General features: G+C 30.0%; 27 protein-coding genes and 2 pseudogenes. All 29 read left to right on the top strand.

The window, feature by feature from the left end; translation table 11 throughout:
* Positions 1 to 8 precede the first annotated feature (8 nt).
* On the top strand, positions 9 to 233 hold the full coding sequence (locus tag ACQP6D_RS10540; RefSeq protein WP_427858152.1) for an RHS repeat-associated core domain-containing protein: 225 nt from the start codon (positions 9 to 11) through the stop codon (positions 231 to 233).
* A 187-nt stretch (positions 234 to 420) separates the two neighbouring features.
* Positions 421 to 849 (top strand): hypothetical protein, encoded by a 429-nt coding sequence (locus ACQP6D_RS10535; protein ID WP_267344188.1) that lies wholly within the window; start codon positions 421 to 423, stop codon positions 847 to 849.
* Positions 850 to 1,622: 773 nt separating this feature from the next.
* Complete coding sequence (locus ACQP6D_RS10530; protein ID WP_427858149.1) at positions 1,623 to 2,102, top strand: hypothetical protein; 480 nt, start codon at positions 1,623 to 1,625, stop codon at positions 2,100 to 2,102.
* Positions 2,103 to 2,390: 288 nt separating this feature from the next.
* Positions 2,391 to 2,987 carry a hypothetical protein gene (locus ACQP6D_RS10525; protein ID WP_427858148.1) on the top strand — a complete coding sequence of 199 codons (597 nt, stop codon included), beginning with the start codon at positions 2,391 to 2,393 and terminating at the stop codon, positions 2,985 to 2,987.
* Between the two features lie 136 nt (positions 2,988 to 3,123).
* Positions 3,124 to 3,567, top strand: a complete 444-nt coding sequence (locus tag ACQP6D_RS10520; protein ID WP_427858147.1) for a hypothetical protein — start codon at positions 3,124 to 3,126, stop codon at positions 3,565 to 3,567.
* A gap of 233 nt (positions 3,568 to 3,800) precedes the next feature.
* Complete coding sequence (locus ACQP6D_RS10515) at positions 3,801 to 4,466, top strand: SMI1/KNR4 family protein (protein WP_427858146.1); 666 nt, start codon at positions 3,801 to 3,803, stop codon at positions 4,464 to 4,466.
* Between the two features lie 278 nt (positions 4,467 to 4,744).
* The gene (locus tag ACQP6D_RS10510; RefSeq protein WP_427858145.1) at positions 4,745 to 5,764 is read left to right on the top strand and encodes an SMI1/KNR4 family protein; all 1,020 of its coding nucleotides are present in this window, start codon (positions 4,745 to 4,747) and stop codon (positions 5,762 to 5,764) included.
* A 127-nt stretch (positions 5,765 to 5,891) separates the two neighbouring features.
* The gene (locus tag ACQP6D_RS10505) at positions 5,892 to 6,170 is read left to right on the top strand and encodes a hypothetical protein (protein ID WP_267332749.1); all 279 of its coding nucleotides are present in this window, start codon (positions 5,892 to 5,894) and stop codon (positions 6,168 to 6,170) included.
* A gap of 140 nt (positions 6,171 to 6,310) precedes the next feature.
* A complete protein-coding gene (locus tag ACQP6D_RS10500; RefSeq protein WP_267370798.1) occupies positions 6,311 to 6,883 on the top strand; it encodes an SMI1/KNR4 family protein in 573 nt (190 codons plus the stop codon).
* A gap of 265 nt (positions 6,884 to 7,148) precedes the next feature.
* Positions 7,149 to 7,571: a hypothetical protein gene (locus ACQP6D_RS10495; RefSeq protein WP_267370799.1), complete on the top strand. Its 423-nt coding sequence runs from the start codon at positions 7,149 to 7,151 to the stop codon at positions 7,569 to 7,571.
* 452 nt (positions 7,572 to 8,023) lie between these two features.
* A complete protein-coding gene (locus tag ACQP6D_RS10490; protein ID WP_065632882.1) occupies positions 8,024 to 8,326 on the top strand; it encodes a hypothetical protein in 303 nt (100 codons plus the stop codon).
* Between the two features lie 36 nt (positions 8,327 to 8,362).
* Positions 8,363 to 9,052, top strand: a complete 690-nt coding sequence (locus ACQP6D_RS10485) for an SMI1/KNR4 family protein (RefSeq protein ID WP_427858144.1) — start codon at positions 8,363 to 8,365, stop codon at positions 9,050 to 9,052.
* Positions 9,053 to 9,165: 113 nt separating this feature from the next.
* Positions 9,166 to 10,098 (top strand): hypothetical protein, encoded by a 933-nt coding sequence (locus ACQP6D_RS10480; RefSeq protein ID WP_427858143.1) that lies wholly within the window; start codon positions 9,166 to 9,168, stop codon positions 10,096 to 10,098.
* A 353-nt stretch (positions 10,099 to 10,451) separates the two neighbouring features.
* Positions 10,452 to 10,817, top strand: a complete 366-nt coding sequence (locus ACQP6D_RS10475) for a hypothetical protein (protein ID WP_267332755.1) — start codon at positions 10,452 to 10,454, stop codon at positions 10,815 to 10,817.
* The gene (locus tag ACQP6D_RS10470) at positions 10,810 to 11,259 is read left to right on the top strand and encodes an SMI1/KNR4 family protein (protein ID WP_267332756.1); all 450 of its coding nucleotides are present in this window, start codon (positions 10,810 to 10,812) and stop codon (positions 11,257 to 11,259) included. Before ACQP6D_RS10475 ends, ACQP6D_RS10470 begins: the two co-directional genes overlap by 8 nt.
* Positions 11,260 to 11,400: 141 nt before the next feature.
* Positions 11,401 to 11,679 (top strand): DUF7710 domain-containing protein, encoded by a 279-nt coding sequence (locus ACQP6D_RS10465; RefSeq protein WP_267332757.1) that lies wholly within the window; start codon positions 11,401 to 11,403, stop codon positions 11,677 to 11,679.
* Between the two features lie 113 nt (positions 11,680 to 11,792).
* Positions 11,793 to 12,644 carry an immunity 22 family protein gene (locus ACQP6D_RS10460; RefSeq protein ID WP_267332758.1) on the top strand — a complete coding sequence of 284 codons (852 nt, stop codon included), beginning with the start codon at positions 11,793 to 11,795 and terminating at the stop codon, positions 12,642 to 12,644.
* 18 nt (positions 12,645 to 12,662) lie between these two features.
* Positions 12,663 to 12,851, top strand: a complete 189-nt coding sequence (locus ACQP6D_RS10455) for a hypothetical protein (protein WP_427858142.1) — start codon at positions 12,663 to 12,665, stop codon at positions 12,849 to 12,851.
* Positions 12,852 to 13,039: 188 nt separating this feature from the next.
* Positions 13,040 to 13,480, top strand: coding sequence for a hypothetical protein (locus tag ACQP6D_RS10450; protein ID WP_267370817.1), 441 nt, complete (start codon positions 13,040 to 13,042; stop codon positions 13,478 to 13,480).
* Positions 13,481 to 13,640: 160 nt separating this feature from the next.
* Positions 13,641 to 13,940: a hypothetical protein gene (locus tag ACQP6D_RS10445; RefSeq protein ID WP_267332760.1), complete on the top strand. Its 300-nt coding sequence runs from the start codon at positions 13,641 to 13,643 to the stop codon at positions 13,938 to 13,940.
* Between the two features lie 404 nt (positions 13,941 to 14,344).
* The gene (locus tag ACQP6D_RS10440) at positions 14,345 to 14,458 is read left to right on the top strand and encodes an RHS repeat-associated core domain-containing protein (RefSeq protein WP_427858151.1); all 114 of its coding nucleotides are present in this window, start codon (positions 14,345 to 14,347) and stop codon (positions 14,456 to 14,458) included.
* 33 nt (positions 14,459 to 14,491) lie between these two features.
* A complete protein-coding gene (locus ACQP6D_RS10435) occupies positions 14,492 to 15,397 on the top strand; it encodes a hypothetical protein (protein WP_267370818.1) in 906 nt (301 codons plus the stop codon).
* Positions 15,398 to 15,751: 354 nt separating this feature from the next.
* Positions 15,752 to 16,036 (top strand): annotated as a pseudogene (locus tag ACQP6D_RS10430) (SMI1/KNR4 family protein); the annotation flags it as partial.
* A 112-nt stretch (positions 16,037 to 16,148) separates the two neighbouring features.
* Complete coding sequence (locus ACQP6D_RS10425; RefSeq protein WP_427858141.1) at positions 16,149 to 16,703, top strand: SMI1/KNR4 family protein; 555 nt, start codon at positions 16,149 to 16,151, stop codon at positions 16,701 to 16,703.
* A gap of 245 nt (positions 16,704 to 16,948) precedes the next feature.
* Positions 16,949 to 17,074 (top strand): annotated as a pseudogene (locus ACQP6D_RS10420) (RHS repeat-associated core domain-containing protein); the annotation flags it as partial.
* A gap of 46 nt (positions 17,075 to 17,120) precedes the next feature.
* Positions 17,121 to 17,189, top strand: coding sequence for a hypothetical protein (locus ACQP6D_RS10415; protein ID WP_427858150.1), 69 nt, complete (start codon positions 17,121 to 17,123; stop codon positions 17,187 to 17,189).
* Between the two features lie 42 nt (positions 17,190 to 17,231).
* Positions 17,232 to 17,681: an SMI1/KNR4 family protein gene (locus ACQP6D_RS10410; protein WP_427858140.1), complete on the top strand. Its 450-nt coding sequence runs from the start codon at positions 17,232 to 17,234 to the stop codon at positions 17,679 to 17,681.
* Between the two features lie 122 nt (positions 17,682 to 17,803).
* The gene (locus ACQP6D_RS10405; protein WP_427858139.1) at positions 17,804 to 18,142 is read left to right on the top strand and encodes a DUF7716 domain-containing protein; all 339 of its coding nucleotides are present in this window, start codon (positions 17,804 to 17,806) and stop codon (positions 18,140 to 18,142) included.
* 202 nt (positions 18,143 to 18,344) lie between these two features.
* A partial coding sequence (locus ACQP6D_RS10400) for a hypothetical protein (RefSeq protein ID WP_427858138.1) occupies positions 18,345 to 18,615 on the top strand: 271 nt, incomplete at its 3' end.

The raw sequence follows: 18,615 nt of genomic DNA, 5'->3' as shown, positions 1-18,615 counted from the left end.
ACTCACTGATGAAGGCGGTCATATTGTATGGGCATGCAGCTATCAGCTGTGGGGCAAACCGATACAGGAAATCGAACGCAGCCAGAGACAAGAGAACCTTAAGGTATCAGGGACAACATTTAGACAGAGAAACCGGCTTACATTACAATACCTTTAGATACTATGACTCTGATATAGGTAGATTCACGCAGCCGAACCCGATTGGGTTGTTGGATAGGTTTAATTTGTATTAGTATGCGCCTAAAGGGTTGACTTGAATTGATCCGTGGGGAATAACTACGGAAAATTAAACTTAACCAATTAAATTAATCTTTCAAACAAATATTGTTGATTTGAAAGATTGCAACTGTAAACTTAAAAAAATGCTTTACCTAAAAAAGGAAAGATAAAACTTCAATTTGCAAATGAAAAATAAATATTATGAAGAAAGATATGGCATATGCAATAGAGCTACCTTATTGGCAGGCTCCAAATGATGATATTGTTTTGAATTCAAAAGGAGATTCATTAACTGCTTTTTTTAAAATATGGAATTCTTCTGCTAAATATTCTGTATTTACTGGTATATTCGATTTTTCTTATGTTTGGGCCATGAGATACGAACGTAATAAAAATTTAAGTTATTATATTCCTCGTGAAGACGATGATTTCCGTGCTTGCTATTGGATTGTCAAAGATTCATCCTGGCTAGAAAAATTGAAGATAGAAAGAAGTTCTTTTTTTCCTGAGTGGGATAAATATGATATTGGAGAATATTATCATTACATTATCCAAAGTGATTCATTTTATGTTGAGATTATTGCTAAAGATTTAAAAATATCAAGAAAAAAATTAACAGGTATTTTTTAAAGTATTCTATAGACTAGATAATATACCTATGCTGTAGGAAAAATGGATTTTAACATAACTATTTTTCACTGATTAAAAATTTGATATCAATTTAAATATTTATAGCTGGCAGTTAAATGTCGCAAAAATCTATAAGCGTGCAGCTATCAGCTGCGGGGCAACACCATACAAGAAATCGAACACAGCCAGATACAACATCACCTAAGGTATTGGGACAGTATTTAGACAAATAAATTTGCCTACATTACAATATTTTAAGGTACAGCGACGTGATATAGGTAGATTCACGCAGCTGGACCCGATTGGGCTGTTGGGTGGGTTTAATTAGTATCAGTATGCGCCTAATGGGTTGATATGGATCGAACCGTGGAACTGGAGCTGTAAACCTTCCGAAGGATTCAAACGTAAAAAAACGGATCTAAATGTTGGTTAAATCGTTTGCAAGTAAAAAGCCAGAAGAAGTTTATGATTACTTGATATCGAAGGGGAGGAAGGTAACGAAATCATAAGCAAAAAATCCGTACGCTATTCAATATACAGTTTATGTTAAAACAACTAAATCTGGTACAACATATAAATTGGATTATCATACAGGTGGTTCTGCATCTCAACCTAATATACACAGTAATGATTATTGGAAAGTCTATAAATCAACAGGCAAAGGGCCAGATGAGGTTTTAGGTAGAATTGGCCATTGGGAATTTAAAAACTATGATCGTATTCAAGATTCACCTGTCTATATTAACGGAATGCTTATGAATGGAAAATGAAAAATGATTGATTTTAATGCAGATATAGTTAGCTATAAATCTTTAGGAAATATTGAATTGGAACGCCATATAGATTTTTATTTAGATGAAATATACAAAAATTTTACGGTCGAAGTAAAAGAATATATGACCCCTTACCCTTTTAATGAAAAAATGTATGCCTTTTTTTTAGAGGCTGGGACAATAATAATTTCTACTAATTCTGAAGGTGACATTATTGCTGTAGGATGTAATGAACATTATCAAGGGAAATACAAGAAAAAATTGTATGCGGGGATTACGATGAAAGAGCTTATCTTGTTAACAAAAAGTCAGCGCATTCTAAATGGTACACTTATTGTTGACGAAGATTACGGTATATCTTTTACACTTCCTTCACCATATGATGAAATGGCTGATTATATTGAATATATTCCTTTAGATTTAAAACTGAATGAGATTTTTGTTTCTGATGATTCTTTTTGGGAACCAAAAGAAAAATAATATTTATTTGAAATAATAATGTAATTTATTTCAAAAAATTAATCTACTCTAGATTGATTAGCACAAATTTTGACGTTATTGTAACACCTAGAATGAGACTTCCAACGGCACCCTGTACTCGATTATGACGTCTAACACCGCCTAATCGACGCCGTATCGAAAAACACCGACTGGGCAAAGCTAGCAACCGTCTTTTGATGCCGCTAGGAAAACTGATGCAAAATATGGAACTAATATTGAAAGTGCTGTTAGGGAGAATATAGATAATAATAGATATGAGGAAATTAAATGAAGCGTGAACAACTTTATCACCTATATTATTCAGGAATGGACACTGTCGATATCGTTCCCGAATGGGAGCGTAAAAACAAAGAGCAATTTTGTCATTATTGCCATTTACTAAAATTACCTCACAGTGGTATGGATGTGATTACGGATGGGAAAATCAGGAAAAATCTAGATATGCCCATGGTAGGTCGTCTTCTGATACCTAGTATTATGTCGCTGCGCTTATTTAGTTTGCTGGGTGAGGAGGCTGAAAAACATTTAAATATAGGTTCTATTTATAATAAAGTGGAAAGTGAAAAGCATAAACAGCCATTTATAACTTTTATTAGTAAATATGATTACGTTGTACTGAGAGGTGAAAAACCATATATTTTTGATGGACAACCTGTTCCTGAAAATGAGCGTCTTTTTGTCTGCCCTGACTGCCATTTTCACTCAAGAAGAGAAAGAGCGCCGTGGTTTTTACTTGAGAGCGAATATCCACCATACCCAATATGCTGTACGGAATTGGGTTTACTTTTATATGAAAGTATTTATGAAAGGCTGAAAAATATCAAATTAGTTGGGGTATGTGTAGAGAAAGTTAAAGTTAAATAGCAAGATACTTATGCTATTGAAAACGCTTTCCAACAACAAAACCAGTAGCGACACTGAAAATTGAGGAGCATTATACAAAAACAGGAAAAATTCCAGTTTGCAATCAAAACAGTGATAAATCGAAAGGACGATGTAAATGAAAATTGATTTTTTATTATTGTGGGCTGAAGTTGGCATTCGCTACGAAATTACAAATACGGTTTTAAATCCGTTGATAGAAAATCTTAATGAATTAAACAAAACTCTACCACATTATGATAAATTATTTAAAACAACAGATTACGAATTAGTATTTACCATATCTGCTACACAAGAACACAAAAATTTAGTCTACGGTCCGACAACATCGTCAAAAAACAAAGTGGTTTATTTCACAATTTTTATACCTTATAAAACGTTTAGTTGTTATAAGCAACAAATGTTCTATGTTCTTGATACCATCGCAGAGGGAATGATTTTTGTATTCAATAAATATAAAGTGGATCCTTCAGGGATAAAAGAAGTGTTTGAAACATTAAAAACATTGATTGCAAAGGATCCAGAAAGATATCAAAAATGGCTAAAAGATCTCGAGGATTGATAATTTTAAAAATTTACAGCGCTTTACTACTTCTCTATATCTTGAGTGGCTTTTGCTGTCGAACATCAAAATCACCTGTTTAGAATAATAGTTTATCAACTTAAATATTAATTTAAATTAATGAGTTGCATCGTAATGGCGTTTAATAATTAAGTATGATATTTTATCAATACAAAATAAAAAAGCTTTTATTATAAAAATAATGCATCAATTTGATTATGTAAGGAATAAGCATGTTTAAATCAAAATATCGTATACCCAAAGATATTGATAAACGTATTACAAAGTTAAATTTAAATACAAAAATAAATCATGCCTATATCGAATTTCTAAAACAATATAATGTGATTACTTTAGATGATGAAGCTGAAATAGACTATTGTATTAATTGCGATGGCGAAGCGTTACCCTTAGAGGTTATTTTTGGTTTTTCAAAAAAAGATAGAGAAGATTTACTGGCAATCAATGACAGCTATTTAGATCGCATTCCAGAAAATTATTTAGCAATAGCTCGCCTTAATTACGGTGACCTACTTTGTTTAAGCCCGAAAGGTAAAATTTATCACTGGGATCACGAAGTTAATGATCTATATTTTGATATGAAAGGGGGGTATTTAGAACAAAATACAAACTTAAAATTGGTCGCCAACGACATTGATGCCTTATTAGCAATGATAACAAGAACAGAAGTCGAAGACGATTATGATCCAGATGAAGATGATTACAATAACCCTAACATTCCTTTTCCAGATGATACCTTAGATTCTTTCATAAAATATCCTAAACGAATTTCAATAATTCCTGAAAACAGGCTGGCTATTTATTTAAAAAAAATGGAACTTTCTGAAAAAGGGCGTGAAGTACTAACTAAATTACGTGAACAAGATTTAATAAAATAAAAAAATATTCATTACCAAAATAGTCAATATGTAAATTGTTTAAAACTGATTTTATAGCTGATATCTTTGCTTTTTCATTTATAGCAGAAAAGTGTTCAGCGTAAGATGTCATTCAAATCGTGATGCCATTTTGTCTATTTGTTACAGTGTCACGATACAACTATTCGATTGAATAAAAACTTATTAAGCAAAGTAACGCAGCAGTAGGGTTAATTAACCAGGGGAAAAACCAAGATAATACCCAACCAACGCTATGGATTTATCATTAGGTGAAAGGGATGTTTGACAAAAATAATTTTTATGAATGCGAAAAGAAGTTAACTATTGATAACCTAACAGAATGTGAAAATAAGTTAGGTATTCAATTACCGTCATCCTTAAAACAGCTGTATCTTACTTGCAATGGTGGCCTTGTATATAAAAGTGTGTATAAGGTAGGTGAGGCAGCTTATATTGTTGAAATTTTAAATTTTATTCCAATAAAATATAATCAAGCATTTAAAAATGATCCCAAATTTGTAATAGAGGGAATTGCATTACAACATTGGAATGAAGACAAATTACCTAAGTTTCTACTACCATTTGCTCGCAGTTACCAGAATGGATTTTTATGTATAAATATTGATACTGGTGCTATATATCAATACCTAAGATCAGTTTGGGATACAACGCTTAGTAAAGAACAAAATTTCGAAAAAAATAGTATTTATTTATCTGAATCTTTAGAATATTTCTTAGGTTGTCTGACCGCAGATGAAGAAGATAACGATTACGCTATCGAATATGAAGATATCAAACCCCGTAAAAGTAACCAATTTTATCATTCTGAAAAATCAATTGATACCAGTGATATTGCTGAGATTGAAAGTGTCTTAAAAATTAAAATCCCCGAACAATTAAAAGCGTTTTTATTAAAACAGAATGGTGGGATGCCCGAAAATAATACTTGGATCGATCCACAAGGCGAATATGATTATGTCACAATTCATGAATTAGTTCCGATAAAATATTATGCAACTTTAAATGATAATAAAGCCTATTTGATGGATCATATTGCCCAACAATTTTGGAATAGAGAATTATTGTCGAAACAATTATTGCCGTTTGCCAACGACGCAGGTGGTAACTATTTTTGTATTAATTTCAACAATGGAAAAATATACTATTGCACTTTCGATACATGGTCTGACAATCTATCTGTATCTGATAATCAAAGTAAAAGTACACTTTTCCTGTGTAACAGCTTTAATGAATTTATGTCTAAATTAATTTGTGATAAGGATCTGGAAGATTTTTAAAAACATCTGATGACTAATAGTACTGCGCAAGATTAATACCGATAACGCATTTAACATAGAAATTGCTTTTGTAATATCGTACACGATAAAATAATACACAATATATTGTGTATTAAGCGTATTGATTATGATTGATTTTTCTTATTTATCCGATTTCGATGGCAATAAACCATTGTTCATTTTACATGATAATATCATTAAAAAATTAGAAAATTCATTTTGCTATTTAAAAGAAAAAACTGGGATTTCTATTGACCCATATGGTAAAACCAGAATTTATCCCGATCATCAAAAAATACTTATTAGCTATTTAGCAAAGAGTAAAGACAGCGACATTATCAACTTTATTAATTTTCTTGTTAAAGCTAGCAATGAAAATGAAATTATCATCGCAGAGGGTGATTAAAAAAAACAGGTCGAGTATTATTCAATACTTGAATTGAAAACAAATACACCGTGTAAGTTATAAAAATAGCGGCTAAAGAATGATTGATAAACAGCCATTATTTGAAAATTATTAAATGGTTAAAGGTATTGGGATAAAAAATGTTAGAAATTAATGCATTTGAAAGATTATTAGACATATTAAAAAAACATGATGATGGTCAGTACTTAGCTAAAAGCCCAAAAGAGTTGGATTCATCCTATTTACATAACAATCAATGTTTAATCGAGTTTTACCGTCAATTTGAGCTACAACAGCTTGTTATAGAGACGGGTGTGTCTTCTTTATCGTTTATTGACTATTTAAATTTACAACAACGAAACACCAATTACTCTTTTTCGAATTTAAAAAAGCAAGATTATATTGTTTTTTTAGAACAGAACGGAGGCGGTGAGCCTATTTTATTTAATTTTCAAGAAGATAACAATAACCCCTCTATTTTTGCTGCATATGACGTTTTAGAACCGTTCAAAATCGCCGATAATTTTCTTCAATTTATACAAGCATTAACCGTAATTGTTGATATTGTCTATAACCAATATAATATTTATGAAATATATACAAATGATGATTGTGATGAAATAAAACCTGAATTTTTACCCAAAATTAAAATGGCGCTTTCTCCGATTTTAGGTGAAAACATTGATCATCTTATGCAATATTTTTATGGTTAATAAGTTTGCCTAAAATGCATTTATTAGTTAACTAAAAATTAATAATTTTTTAAATAGAGTGATGACTAGTCCATTCAAAATAAGTGCAAAAATACAATACTTTGTTTTCAAAAATAGGTGAAAGTGTTAAGTGAAGTCTATTATTATCAACCCAAGCCACCATCTTTATTAAACTTAAGAATTTAAGCGGAAGAAGAAATTCAAGAGGCTACAGGGATATTCAATAAAATGTACATAAATATAATGCCAAGATAGGTTGTCAATAATGAATAAAGAATGGAGCCCAATGTTTCAAATTGAGATAATGGATATTATTGATAGTTTACAAATTAACAAGTTGCGTGTTGGATCACCAGATTCTCTTATCGATGAAACATTGGGTGAACCAGAACTACCAAAAGCAAAATTAAATAAAAAATCTAAAATATACAACTATTTGTATGGTAATGTCAGCATTTTATCTGAAAATAACATTGTAATAAATATAAGTATTGATATGCATGGTATTAGAAAAAAGATGGTGACGCTAGGTAGCGTAAATGACTGGACACTAGATAAATGGCTCGAACTATCTAAATTAAAAAAATGGAATATAAATAAATTTTGCGATGTTGTTAATCTAGAAGGAAAAGGCTTGATTATTTCTTTATCATTGGAAGGCAAATTAACGATGCTCACACTTAATTAAACAGTTTAAAAATAGATTATATAAAATACAGAATATTGTTTATTTTCAGATACCTGAAGATAACCTCCAATTATTTTTTGTTTGTTGGGTTAACGGCGGAATTTCAATTCAAACTAAGGATTTTTGGGGTACAATGGCTCAGTTTGAACAAATGTTAGATAAAAATTATTCTGAAAAGAAAGCTGTAAAATATAAAGAAATTGCAAACAAATGCATGAAAGAATTGATGAATAAGTTAAACAATATATAGTTTTTATTAAATCAGTCTTATTATAGCAATAAATACATAAAAATTATTTCACAGCTATAGTAACCGCGCCGTCGACTTTAACCTTAAACAGCCAGACCCATTTGGGTTACTAACTGGGTTTAACCTCAATTAGTATCATCTTAACTTCATGATATGGATTGAACCATGTGTATTTAAACATTAAACGTAAGGATAGATAGTGATGAGTAACGTTTCAGTTGAAAAAATCATTGCGGCTATAGAGCAGGGTAAGGTTAGAGGTTTTGATGAAATAAAAGAGATAGACGGTGAGCGATTTTTTTTTCAATATGCACTTAAAAAGGAAAATGGTTTATATAATGCCTATATTTTTCATATCATGGAAAAGAAAATGGAAATTATAGAAGATTATGGGGTAGAAGACATTAAGCAATTTACAAATATATCAGATGCGCTAAATTATTTTAAATCATTGGATATAAATGTACAAAAATTCTCTGGTATAAAGGGTGTGTTACCAATTTGAATGATATCGAAATTAATATCTCATCAGCTTTTATTTATGGATGATATTTTTGGAGTTAAAATGTTTACATCAAAATACAGTGTTCCAAATGATATTGATAAACGTATTACAAAGTTAAATTTAAATACAAAAATAAATCATGCCTATATCGAATTTCTAAAACAATATAATGTGATCATTTTAAATGATGAAGCTGAAATAGACTATTGTATTAATTGCGATGGCGAAGCGTTACCCTTAGAGGTTATTTTTGGTTTTTCAAAAAAAGATACAGAAGATTTACTGGCAATCAATGATAGCTATTTAGATCGCATTCCAGAAAATTATTTAGCGATAGCTAGCCTTAATTATGGTGACCTACTTTGTTTAAGCCCGAAGGGTAAAATTTATCACTGGGATCACGAAGTTAATGATCTATATTTTGATATGAAAGGGGGGTATTTAGAACAAAATACAAACTTAAAATTGGTCGCCAACGACATTGATGCCTTATTAGCAATGATAACAAGAACAGAAGTCGAAGACGATTATGATCCAGATGAAGATGATTACAATAACCCTAACATTCCTTTTCCAGATGATACCTTAGATTCTTTTATAGAATATCCTAAACGAATTTCAATAATTCCTGAAAACAGGCTGGCTATTTATTTAAAAAAAATGGAACTTTCTGAAAAAGGGCGTGAAGTACTAACTAAATTACGAGAGCAGGGGGTAATAATCTAATAGATAAATTCAAATCAAACAGAAGTAACTATTATATTATCTAAAGGTGAAAAAGGACTTATGGAAATTGCTGCGCACAGTGGTAAAGGCGTTAGGTTTGGAGGCTATATACGATGTCTAAAGAATTGAGAACCCAATTTGAAAAAGAATTACAAATTTTCTTAAAAGATAAATTAAAATCATATCCTTATATTAAAGTTAATAGGAATAAAATTATTTTAGACAATAAAAAAGGAGCTAAGGCAAATATATTTCTTGAATTTTTTAACAAAGGTTATGAATATGTATTCTATATGCATGTATATTCAGCTGAAATCAAACATTTTATTAATAACATTTCACCTCCTTATCGTACAAATTTACAAAATGAAATTATGGTTTATAGTTCACATTATTTTGATGAAGAAAAAACTGATACAATTTTATTACCCAAAACAGAAAGTGGAAAAAAAAATATTTTTGATGCAATACTTAAAATATTGAATACCATCTATCTTGAAAGAGCCTATAATCTTATCGAAGTAAATAAAAAATTGATTAAGGATATAATGTATAAACCACACGCATACGCTTATCCATTTTTAATAATTTTATATACTATACAAAAAAATAATACCCCCTACAAAGATATTGATTTGGAATATTTATTGAGTGAGGAAATGCTAGGATATATCAATGATAAGGATTTGAAAATTGCATTTAATAAAGAAATAATTGATTATCCTTTGTATAATATTCCTATGTTGCTTACTAAAAATAAAAGCAAAAAACTTCAAGATGCTGTCATTGAAACTGCCACAGCTTTATTCGGTTTTTTAAAAAAACAAAAATTATTAATCGATTTGGAGCCCTTTGATGAACAAGGAAAATTAAAAACCGACACAGTGATTAAAAGGGAAAATGTAACACCAGAAGGCCTAGCATTATTTAATACAGCTGTAGAGGAATGGCTTAAATATTTAAATAGAAGTCAAGCTGCTAACAAATATGAAAATCTTAGTCGTCTTGAAAATGGCTTAGCTCAAATCAGAGAAAGTAAAAAATAATTAACTTTAAATAGGGTATTTTTATAGTCGGTATTGGATTGAGTCCGAACGGCTCATTTAGCATGCTTATTACATCAGTTTTCTGCTAGATCGGATTGGGCTTTTGGGTGGTGTTAACTTGTATCAGTATGTGCCTAAAGCAAGTATAAAAAATTTTATAAAAAGATATAATGAAAAACAGCATCAGGAAATCATTTTGAAAGTGCAAGAGTGTTATTAGTGAGAAATATTTGAACGTTAACAAGCACCCCTCCTAAAATCACCAATAATCCCCTTAAAGAATTAATAGCTAAAAATAAAAAATGTATCCTGAATTAAACAAGGTAAAACATAATAGTAAAAAAGGATGTTAAATGAAAATTTTAAAAAATGATGAATTAGTAGTTAAGTCACTTTTATCTGAATTACTTGATGAAGGGCTTCAATATTATAAAGTAAACTTAAGTGACTCAAGTCAACCAATAAATGAAGCAGATCCTTTTTCAAGATTAAGAAGTATAGTCGTCGGATTATCAAACAACGACCAAGAAACGATTTTTAATTTTTTACGCATAGTAATGGTAGACACAATGTCAACAATTTTTGGAACAATAGATGGCTCACATTTTCCTCCTAATATTAATGGTGATTTTGTCTTAACCTATAATGGCGAAGAAATACAAGGTACGTTGCAAGATGAGTTAATCGGAAAAGCAGAAGAATTAGGTATATATGAGTAAGATTAAAAGCCTTATTGAGAAATTGCATAATGAAGCTGAAGATGAAGTATATTGGCTAGGTTCTTGTGATGAATCTCAAATTAAAATACTTGAAAATAAATTAAAATTGTCATTACCAGCCGAGTTGAAAGAATTTATTTTATTAGTTGGTGGCGGCGGTATTGTAGAAGAAGAGATATCAGGCATAGTGAATAATGATGCATTAACAGAGTCTGAAGGTAGTATTTATTATGATACCTGTCAATGTCGAAATGAATACTCCTTACCGATGAATCTAGCGGTTATCTATTTTAAGGATGACGAAGTATGTTGGTGTGTTGATTGTAGAAAAGATACTTTTGGACAAATTATTAATTATGATCTTTTTTCAAAAAAAATATTAAATGTTCTTGCTCCATCGTTTGAATCTTTTTTTGAAGAATATGTAAATCTACGGACGTAAATATTGAATGAAAATTTTTATAACTGACTAAAAATGATTCAGGAAATTCGTACCAATAGAAGCACGCCAGTTGATGTTAGTGGTTATGACTGGTGTATTCAAAATAAAGAGTAAATCAAATAGACTAAATGAAAAAAAGTAATGACATCATTTATATGGGTTTTTCATGGACATGAAGCTGATTTTTGCTCAGGTGTGTATAGCGAGTTAGAACAGGCAGAAAACTTTATTAAAAAAAATCTTTTAAGTGGCGTTTTAACAAAAATGCCTCTAAATAAAAGTGTCTATGAATGGACGACAGAAAACGGTTTTTTTGAACCCAAAACGGATTATCAGCATAGCAGTAAATTTATTCAAAAATTTACTAGTGCTTATTTGGAACACTATCATTATCAAGATGGTGAGAGAATTTCATATTAAATTAATGGATAAATTAAATAAAGCTACTTCAAAATCGCAAGCTATAATAGACAGTATGCATAGTAAACATATGAAAGCTAAACCCAATTGTCTATAAATAAGGAATATTAGTGATGAGTCATTTAAATTCGGATAAAGTTACTATCCACCTGTGGATAGGTAATAATTTTTCTTCAGATGAAGAATACAAAAATTATTTTCACCAATTTGAAGGAATACAAAAAGATTACCTAAATCTTAAACCAAGCTGTCCGTTTTGTGCAGATATTGGAAATATTGCATACATGACAGAAAATCTAATCATGTTAGAAAAATTTTCTTCCCCTAAAGATATGGATTTTGTTATCAATAAAGTCGAAGTAAATGAAAATGAAAAGAAAAAAATAATAGAAAAATGCAATGAATTAGGCATTAAATCGGCAAATGCAGTATTTTGGTATGTTAATAACGATCCAATATTGGAATTAGAGGTAAAAGAACCTTATAAAGAAAATTACAATGGATTAAAATATATAGGTGAATTTGAAGCTGACTCTAAATATCCCATCATTGAACAAGATGATCTTACAAAAAATTGGCATCTATGGATAGGTACGAATACTATGCCAACTAGAGAATATAATAAATATTTTAAATTGGACTATAAGCATGATATTGATAGTCCTAAATATGTAATCTGTGGTTTTTGTAAAGACACGGGTAATGATTGGTATGATGAAGACTTTATCGGTTATCCTAAACCGTTAAAAAAAAGCGTCAAAATTGATAAACTGATTGATGAATTTGTTACATCAGATTTAGATTGCATACAACAAATTGAAACAAAATGCCATCAATTAGGTATAGAACAAGCTAATGCTGTAGTTTGGTATATAGCAGATGATGAATTAAGTGAATTCAATATCCAAAAACCTCTTAAAGAAAATTATAATGGACTAAAGTATATTGGGATTTTTAGATTTTAATTGGTTAATACTAAAACTATGTCATCAGCGGCAGAATCGAAAACTGCCGCAACTGACCTACTGGATAAAAGCGCAACGAAGACAGCAGTACCCGAAAACCAAAACGTGGTAGGCTTTAACCAACAACTTGATTTACACTGCCTCCAATACACCTACGACAGCAAACAAACTGCCAGTGGTACCCGTAGTATAGCTATGAAAAGTTAATATAGGAAAATTTGGCTCAACTAAACAAAAGCCTATAGGAATGACAACTGTAGATGGAAAAAATGGATCTCATATAATGTGTTTAGTGAAAAAGATAAAGGTGAACACTTTTTATTTGATGCTACTGAATCCGCAGTAATCAAACTTCAAAATCTATTTGTGCATCCATCTCAATCATGGAAAAATTTATGACACTTGATGATGAAATCAAAATACAACTCACTCAATTATTCGATCAACCAAAACTAATAGATAATTGGGGAGAGATTGCAGATAAATTATCAGATTCTTTTGATTGGAAAGGAACAAAGATTGATTGGACAAAAACTATTAACTATAAAAGCAGTCAACTTTTTGGAAACTATTCTAACTGGTTATTCCTGATAAAAAATTTTTTATATAACAATGATATATTTATTGAAATAAAAAAAAGTAGCGTAATTTATTATATCAATGATTCGTCTTTGAATTTTGCAGTGCAGTTAACAAATCAGCAATTTGAGCGTTTTCTTGCATTTGCTATTAAAAATATCCCTCAACATCATTATTTTTTTGATTCATCCAATAAATGGTGTCTTGTTATAAGTTCGGAAGGGTATATTGATTTTGGACTAGCCCAGAAAAATTGATAATTATAAAAAATAGACTATATTTTAATACTCACCTTGATGGTATAAGGCCGGCGAGATATGCTGAAGTTATGGATTTAAATAAACACGCTAAGATAACATAGATTAAAGCAATCAACGTTAGAAAACTATACTAGAGCAGTATAGGAGATAATTTTTTATGAATCGTGTAAAGATTGTATGGCTTCCAGAGTCTAAAGGAGGCAGAAAAACAATTCCACCTGCGGGAAAATACTATGCCGTATCTCGTTTTAAAGAGGATAAAGAATGGCCGAATAATGCATGGAGCGTAGTATTTGAGATAGGTGAGTGCGAAATTAAAAATAATGAGATATGCTCTTTAGGAGCGGTAAGATTTTTAATGGACACAGCACCAGAAAGCCGCTTGGAATCACAAAATAAATTCGAAATTTATGAGGGTCCCCAAAAAGTTGCATATGTGTATTTAATACACAATTAGTTTCAATTTATATAAATATAAGCTATAAAATTAAACTCTTTATTAGTCTAGAATTGTAAAAGAGATTTGTTAATTTTAATTTAACTTTACATTTTGTTTCTATGACCTCACCGGCAGAATCGAAAATTGCCGCAATCACGCCGACAGGGAAACCCTGCAATACAATGCCGTAACCAACCGACTGGATAAAAGACACAAAGAGGACTGTAGTATCCAAAATCAAAACTTGTTACGCTTTAACCAACAGCTTGATTTACACTGCCTCCAATACACCTATGGAGCAAACAGCTCTCCCCACAGCAAACAGACTGCCAGAGGTACCCAGTACTATCGCTATGAGCCGAACACGCCTAACAAAAATACAACAGAACTTAAGCTCTCAAGCACAATATTTAGACAAATAAATTAGCTTACATTACAATACCTTAAGGTACTGCGACCCAGATATAGGTAGATTTACACAGCCGGACTCGATTGGGCTTTTGGATGGGTATAATACTGTATCAGTATGCGCTTAATGGGGTGATGTGGATTGATACAGTCGGTTTAAAATGTATCCTAAAAAATTTATTGAATTATTTAACTCCCTCCCTATGAATATGTTGGAAAAAAATAAAATGTATGAATTGAATAAAATTCAAAATGCTATTAAAGAATGTATTAAATTGCAAGATAGTATGCTTGATAACATTTTTTTATTAGTAAATTCCCCTAAATCTGTAGAATTAATTAGAAAAGATTTAACAGGAGTAGTAAACCCTTTATTATTACATGTAATTAAGCAACTACCAGAAGAAATGAAGGTTAACTTATTGCCAAATATCATAGAAGTAATGAAAAATTTAGATGGAAATACCAAATTATGTCAAGATATTATCCTATCTATAGATAAAAATTGGTTAAAAAAAAATATTTGGTTATACACTAAAGATGCAATTGATGATCAAGATTATCAAAATATTGGAATATTTATCTATTTGTTTAAATCTATCAGTGAAGAATTATCTAATAAACTTGCTCTTTTGGCATTAAAGAGTGATGTTGAAGATGTTCGTGAAATAGGCGAAATGTATTTTGATAAAATGGCTGTGTATTGTGAAGATGATGGTATAGCTGTAGATATAATTTTAAGTTGTTTTGGATCACAAAAAATTTCAGTTGTTTATTTAGAGTCTGAAGAATGTGATGAAAAAATGAAAACAGATATAAATTTTATTATATCTCACCAAATTGAGCTTCTTCATTTAATTGAGCAGGCAACAGCTTCATACATTGATAAAGTTTACAAAAAAAAATTAGATAAACTGACATTAATAAAAATTTATTTATTTCCCGATGTTGAATATCAATATGGTTTTTTATTTGATTGGTTAGGTGATATAGAGCATGGAATAGGGGTTAAAATTAAAAAATTAAAAGTAGAAGATATAGGTGGAGCTGAAATAGCATTTCTCTAAAAATATAATATTTATTTGTATAATCAAACTAAGCTGATACTAGAACGACTACCCCGACCGACTGGTCAGTAAAAAAACAAAGCTTTAGCTTGATTAGAAAAAGGTTCTAAAATTGAGAAAGTTAATATAAAAAATTTGGCTCAACTAAAAAAAAGTTTGTAGGAATGACTACTACAGATAGAAAAATGCGATTTAGCATTAAGTACGATAATCAATGGAAAAGGGTTGGTTAACAGGCAAAAAATCGATGAAATCAACAAAAAGCTGTTAGTTTATTAACAATATATTATTGGATAGAAAATGTTGAATAAAAATAAATTTTTTAAATGCGAAAAACAATAAACTAATGATAATTTAACCGAATGCGAAAATAAATTAGGTATCAAAATTCCTTCATCTTTAAAACAGCTTTATTTAACTTGCAATGGAGGGAATATTTACCAAAATGTTTGTATAATTGATCGTTTTCCATATAAATTTAAAATTTCAAAATTTCTTGCAATTAAATATAATCAAGCATTCAAAAATGACCCTGATTTCTTACTAGAAGGAATTGTATTAGAACATTGGAATGAAAATAAATTACCGAAAACTTTGCTACCTTTTGCACTGGATTATGGTGATGGATTTTATGTATAAATATTGATACTAGTGCTATATATCAATACATTAGATTTGCTTGGGATACTACGCTTAGTAAAGAACAAAATTTTGAAAAAAATAGTATTTATTTGATTCATTGGGAAAATTCTTGGATTGTTTAACTGAAGATGAAGAAAACAAAGATTGCCTTATAGAATATGAAGATATTAAACCTCGTAAAAGCAACAAATTTTACGATTCTCAAAAATCAGTTAACATAAATGATATAAGTGAAATTGAAAATAGTTTAAAAATAAAAATTCCAGAACAATTAAAAGAATTTTTATTAAAACATAATGGTGGTATGCCTGAAAATAATACATGGTTCGATCCTAAGCATGAATATGAATATGTCACAATCCATGAGTTGACTCCAATTAAATATTATAAAAAATTTAATAATGATAAAAACTATTTGATGGACACAATAGCTAAAAATTTATGGGATAGAAATTTATTGGCCAAAAATTTACTACCTTTTGCTAGGGATGCTGGTGGTGATTATTTTTGTATTAATATCAACAATGGAAAAATTTACTATTGCACTTTCGATACATGGTCTGACAATCTATCGGTATCTGATAATCAAAGTAAAAGTACACTTTTCCTGTGTAATAGCTTTAATGAATTTATGTCTAAATTAGTTTGTGAAGATGACTTATGAATTTTTTAATATAATTGTATTACTTTTTGTTTCATCTAATAGTTAACTTATATCGATAACAAAGCTTATACACAATACGAAGTTTTACATAGTCAGCTACAATAATTCAGCTATACTCGCAATAGCCAACCGCAAAGCAAACAGACTGCCAGCGGTAGCTATTACTATCGCTATTATGCCGAACACCACCTAACAAAAATACAACAGAACCTAAGCTCTCAAGGACAATATTTAGATAAATAAATTTGCTTACATTACAATACATTAGATACTACGATCCTGGTATAGGCAGATTTACACAACCGGACTCGATTGGGCTCTTGGCTGGGTTTAACTTGTATCATTATGCGCCTAATGGGTTGATATGGATTGATCCATTAGGCTTTTGTTGTCGCCTAATGGTAAAGAAAATTAAGGATTTATTGGCACCACCATCAGGACTCTGGATATATGCAGCTGATTCACCGTTTACATAATGCAATATGATATTCAGGTGGAATTTTAATAAGTAAAAGGTAATTTATAGTTATGATCATTGGTTCTAGAAAACCGGCAGTATTACAAGATATCTCTGATTTTGAGAAAAAAATACAAAGTATTTTACCAAACGATTATAAAGATTTTTTGATAAAGTTTAATGGAGGAAGACCTTTCCCGGCTTCTTTTAAATTTTTTTCAGATAGAACTGACGCATCTTCTGTTGACCAATTTCTTAGCTTAGGGAAAGAAAAAAATAGCAACCTTGAAAAGTATTATTTTAATTATAAAAATAGGATTCCATCAGGTTTTATTCCCATTGCTCATGATGCAGGAGGTAACCTTGTTATTATGAAACTAAAAAATGAAGACAACCAGATTTATTTTTGGGATCATGAGCTTGAAGCTGATGAGGAAGAAAATCCTAATATGGAAAATGTCTATTTAATTTGTAAATCATTTTCTGATTTTATAAACAACCTTTTTGATGAAGAAATTTAGATAATCCTAAAGGAAATGGTGGACGTTATCTTTGGCGAGTCAGCAAAGAAGACCGACGTGGAAGATTAAATGTATTAACAGGTAAAAAATTATATTAAATTTTATTATGGAGTACTTATACTATGCTGATTAAAGGTAACCTTTATCCAATAAACGATATTATTTCTTATATAAAAAAAACAACAGAAAGAAATGATAATTTTTGTCTTTATGGCGAATTTGATGAAGATTTAAAGAGTAACAAAAGTTATTATATTGGTGACTATCCAAATGTGGATGATGATGGAAAAGAAATCTATCCATCTTTTGTTTTAAAAAAGAAACTATACTTTCTTTATTCAGGAGAGCAATTTGCTGATGTAATCGATTCAGTGATGGAACAGAAACCTTCAGCTACAACAAAAGACTTTATAAAAGCCTTAAATTATTATTCTGAATATGATGATTTTTTAGATTTCTGAATATACCCATTCATATTATCAATACTCATCGGATATGAAAACTTAAATGAATGAAATTCATAACAAGGATCAAAAGGAAAATTGGATACAAAAGCAATTTAAAGAAGCTTTAAATAAACGTATAAAAACAAAAAGAATTGAACCACGTAGTGGAAAACTATTTTAAATAAAAATTCAAGTAAGTATTTTAAAGGATGTTGTTATGATTTATCAACTTATGATAGGTAATTATCCTGATCGTTATTGGTTCCAATATGACTCAACTGTCGTTGCCAATTACGAATTTATAGAATGCAAGGAGATTCAAATAAATAAACCCTTAGTTTTTAAATTAAAAGACAAAGTCAGTGAAAAGCGTTTATTCTCTTATGATTTTTATTTTAGTGATGGTCCTAAATTTATCTCGCCTAGACTTGCCAATTTACTTTCAAACAATCAAGATTTTTTACATGATGTCCAGCTAATAGATGCAA

This window comes from Snodgrassella sp. CS2 (assembly GCF_050310315.1).
GTDB classification, from domain to species: Bacteria; Pseudomonadota; Gammaproteobacteria; order Burkholderiales; family Neisseriaceae; genus Snodgrassella; species Snodgrassella alvi_E.
The sequence above is the reverse complement of the archived record's forward strand: the minus strand, read 5'-3'. Positions and strand labels throughout refer to the sequence as shown.

Bases quoted from the DNA above. Each gene is read 5' to 3' on its own strand.
- ACQP6D_RS10540 (WP_427858152.1), top strand. From the start codon at position 9: ATGAAGGCGGTCATATTGTATGGGCATGCAGCTATCAGCTGTGGGGCA.
- ACQP6D_RS10535 (WP_267344188.1), top strand. From the start codon at position 421: ATGAAGAAAGATATGGCATATGCAATAGAGCTACCTTATTGGCAGGCT.
- ACQP6D_RS10530 (WP_427858149.1), top strand. From the start codon at position 1,623: ATGATTGATTTTAATGCAGATATAGTTAGCTATAAATCTTTAGGAAAT.
- ACQP6D_RS10525 (WP_427858148.1), top strand. From the start codon at position 2,391: ATGAAGCGTGAACAACTTTATCACCTATATTATTCAGGAATGGACACT.
- ACQP6D_RS10520 (WP_427858147.1), top strand. From the start codon at position 3,124: ATGAAAATTGATTTTTTATTATTGTGGGCTGAAGTTGGCATTCGCTAC.
- ACQP6D_RS10515 (WP_427858146.1), top strand. From the start codon at position 3,801: ATGTTTAAATCAAAATATCGTATACCCAAAGATATTGATAAACGTATT.
- ACQP6D_RS10510 (WP_427858145.1), top strand. From the start codon at position 4,745: ATGTTTGACAAAAATAATTTTTATGAATGCGAAAAGAAGTTAACTATT.
- ACQP6D_RS10505 (WP_267332749.1), top strand. From the start codon at position 5,892: ATGATTGATTTTTCTTATTTATCCGATTTCGATGGCAATAAACCATTG.
- ACQP6D_RS10500 (WP_267370798.1), top strand. From the start codon at position 6,311: ATGTTAGAAATTAATGCATTTGAAAGATTATTAGACATATTAAAAAAA.
- ACQP6D_RS10495 (WP_267370799.1), top strand. From the start codon at position 7,149: ATGAATAAAGAATGGAGCCCAATGTTTCAAATTGAGATAATGGATATT.
- ACQP6D_RS10490 (WP_065632882.1), top strand. From the start codon at position 8,024: ATGAGTAACGTTTCAGTTGAAAAAATCATTGCGGCTATAGAGCAGGGT.
- ACQP6D_RS10485 (WP_427858144.1), top strand. From the start codon at position 8,363: ATGGATGATATTTTTGGAGTTAAAATGTTTACATCAAAATACAGTGTT.
- ACQP6D_RS10480 (WP_427858143.1), top strand. From the start codon at position 9,166: ATGTCTAAAGAATTGAGAACCCAATTTGAAAAAGAATTACAAATTTTC.
- ACQP6D_RS10475 (WP_267332755.1), top strand. From the start codon at position 10,452: ATGAAAATTTTAAAAAATGATGAATTAGTAGTTAAGTCACTTTTATCT.
- ACQP6D_RS10470 (WP_267332756.1), top strand. From the start codon at position 10,810: ATGAGTAAGATTAAAAGCCTTATTGAGAAATTGCATAATGAAGCTGAA.
- ACQP6D_RS10465 (WP_267332757.1), top strand. From the start codon at position 11,401: ATGACATCATTTATATGGGTTTTTCATGGACATGAAGCTGATTTTTGC.
- ACQP6D_RS10460 (WP_267332758.1), top strand. From the start codon at position 11,793: ATGAGTCATTTAAATTCGGATAAAGTTACTATCCACCTGTGGATAGGT.
- ACQP6D_RS10455 (WP_427858142.1), top strand. From the start codon at position 12,663: ATGTCATCAGCGGCAGAATCGAAAACTGCCGCAACTGACCTACTGGAT.
- ACQP6D_RS10450 (WP_267370817.1), top strand. From the start codon at position 13,040: ATGACACTTGATGATGAAATCAAAATACAACTCACTCAATTATTCGAT.
- ACQP6D_RS10445 (WP_267332760.1), top strand. From the start codon at position 13,641: ATGAATCGTGTAAAGATTGTATGGCTTCCAGAGTCTAAAGGAGGCAGA.
- ACQP6D_RS10435 (WP_267370818.1), top strand. From the start codon at position 14,492: ATGTATCCTAAAAAATTTATTGAATTATTTAACTCCCTCCCTATGAAT.
- ACQP6D_RS10410 (WP_427858140.1), top strand. From the start codon at position 17,232: ATGATCATTGGTTCTAGAAAACCGGCAGTATTACAAGATATCTCTGAT.
- ACQP6D_RS10405 (WP_427858139.1), top strand. From the start codon at position 17,804: ATGCTGATTAAAGGTAACCTTTATCCAATAAACGATATTATTTCTTAT.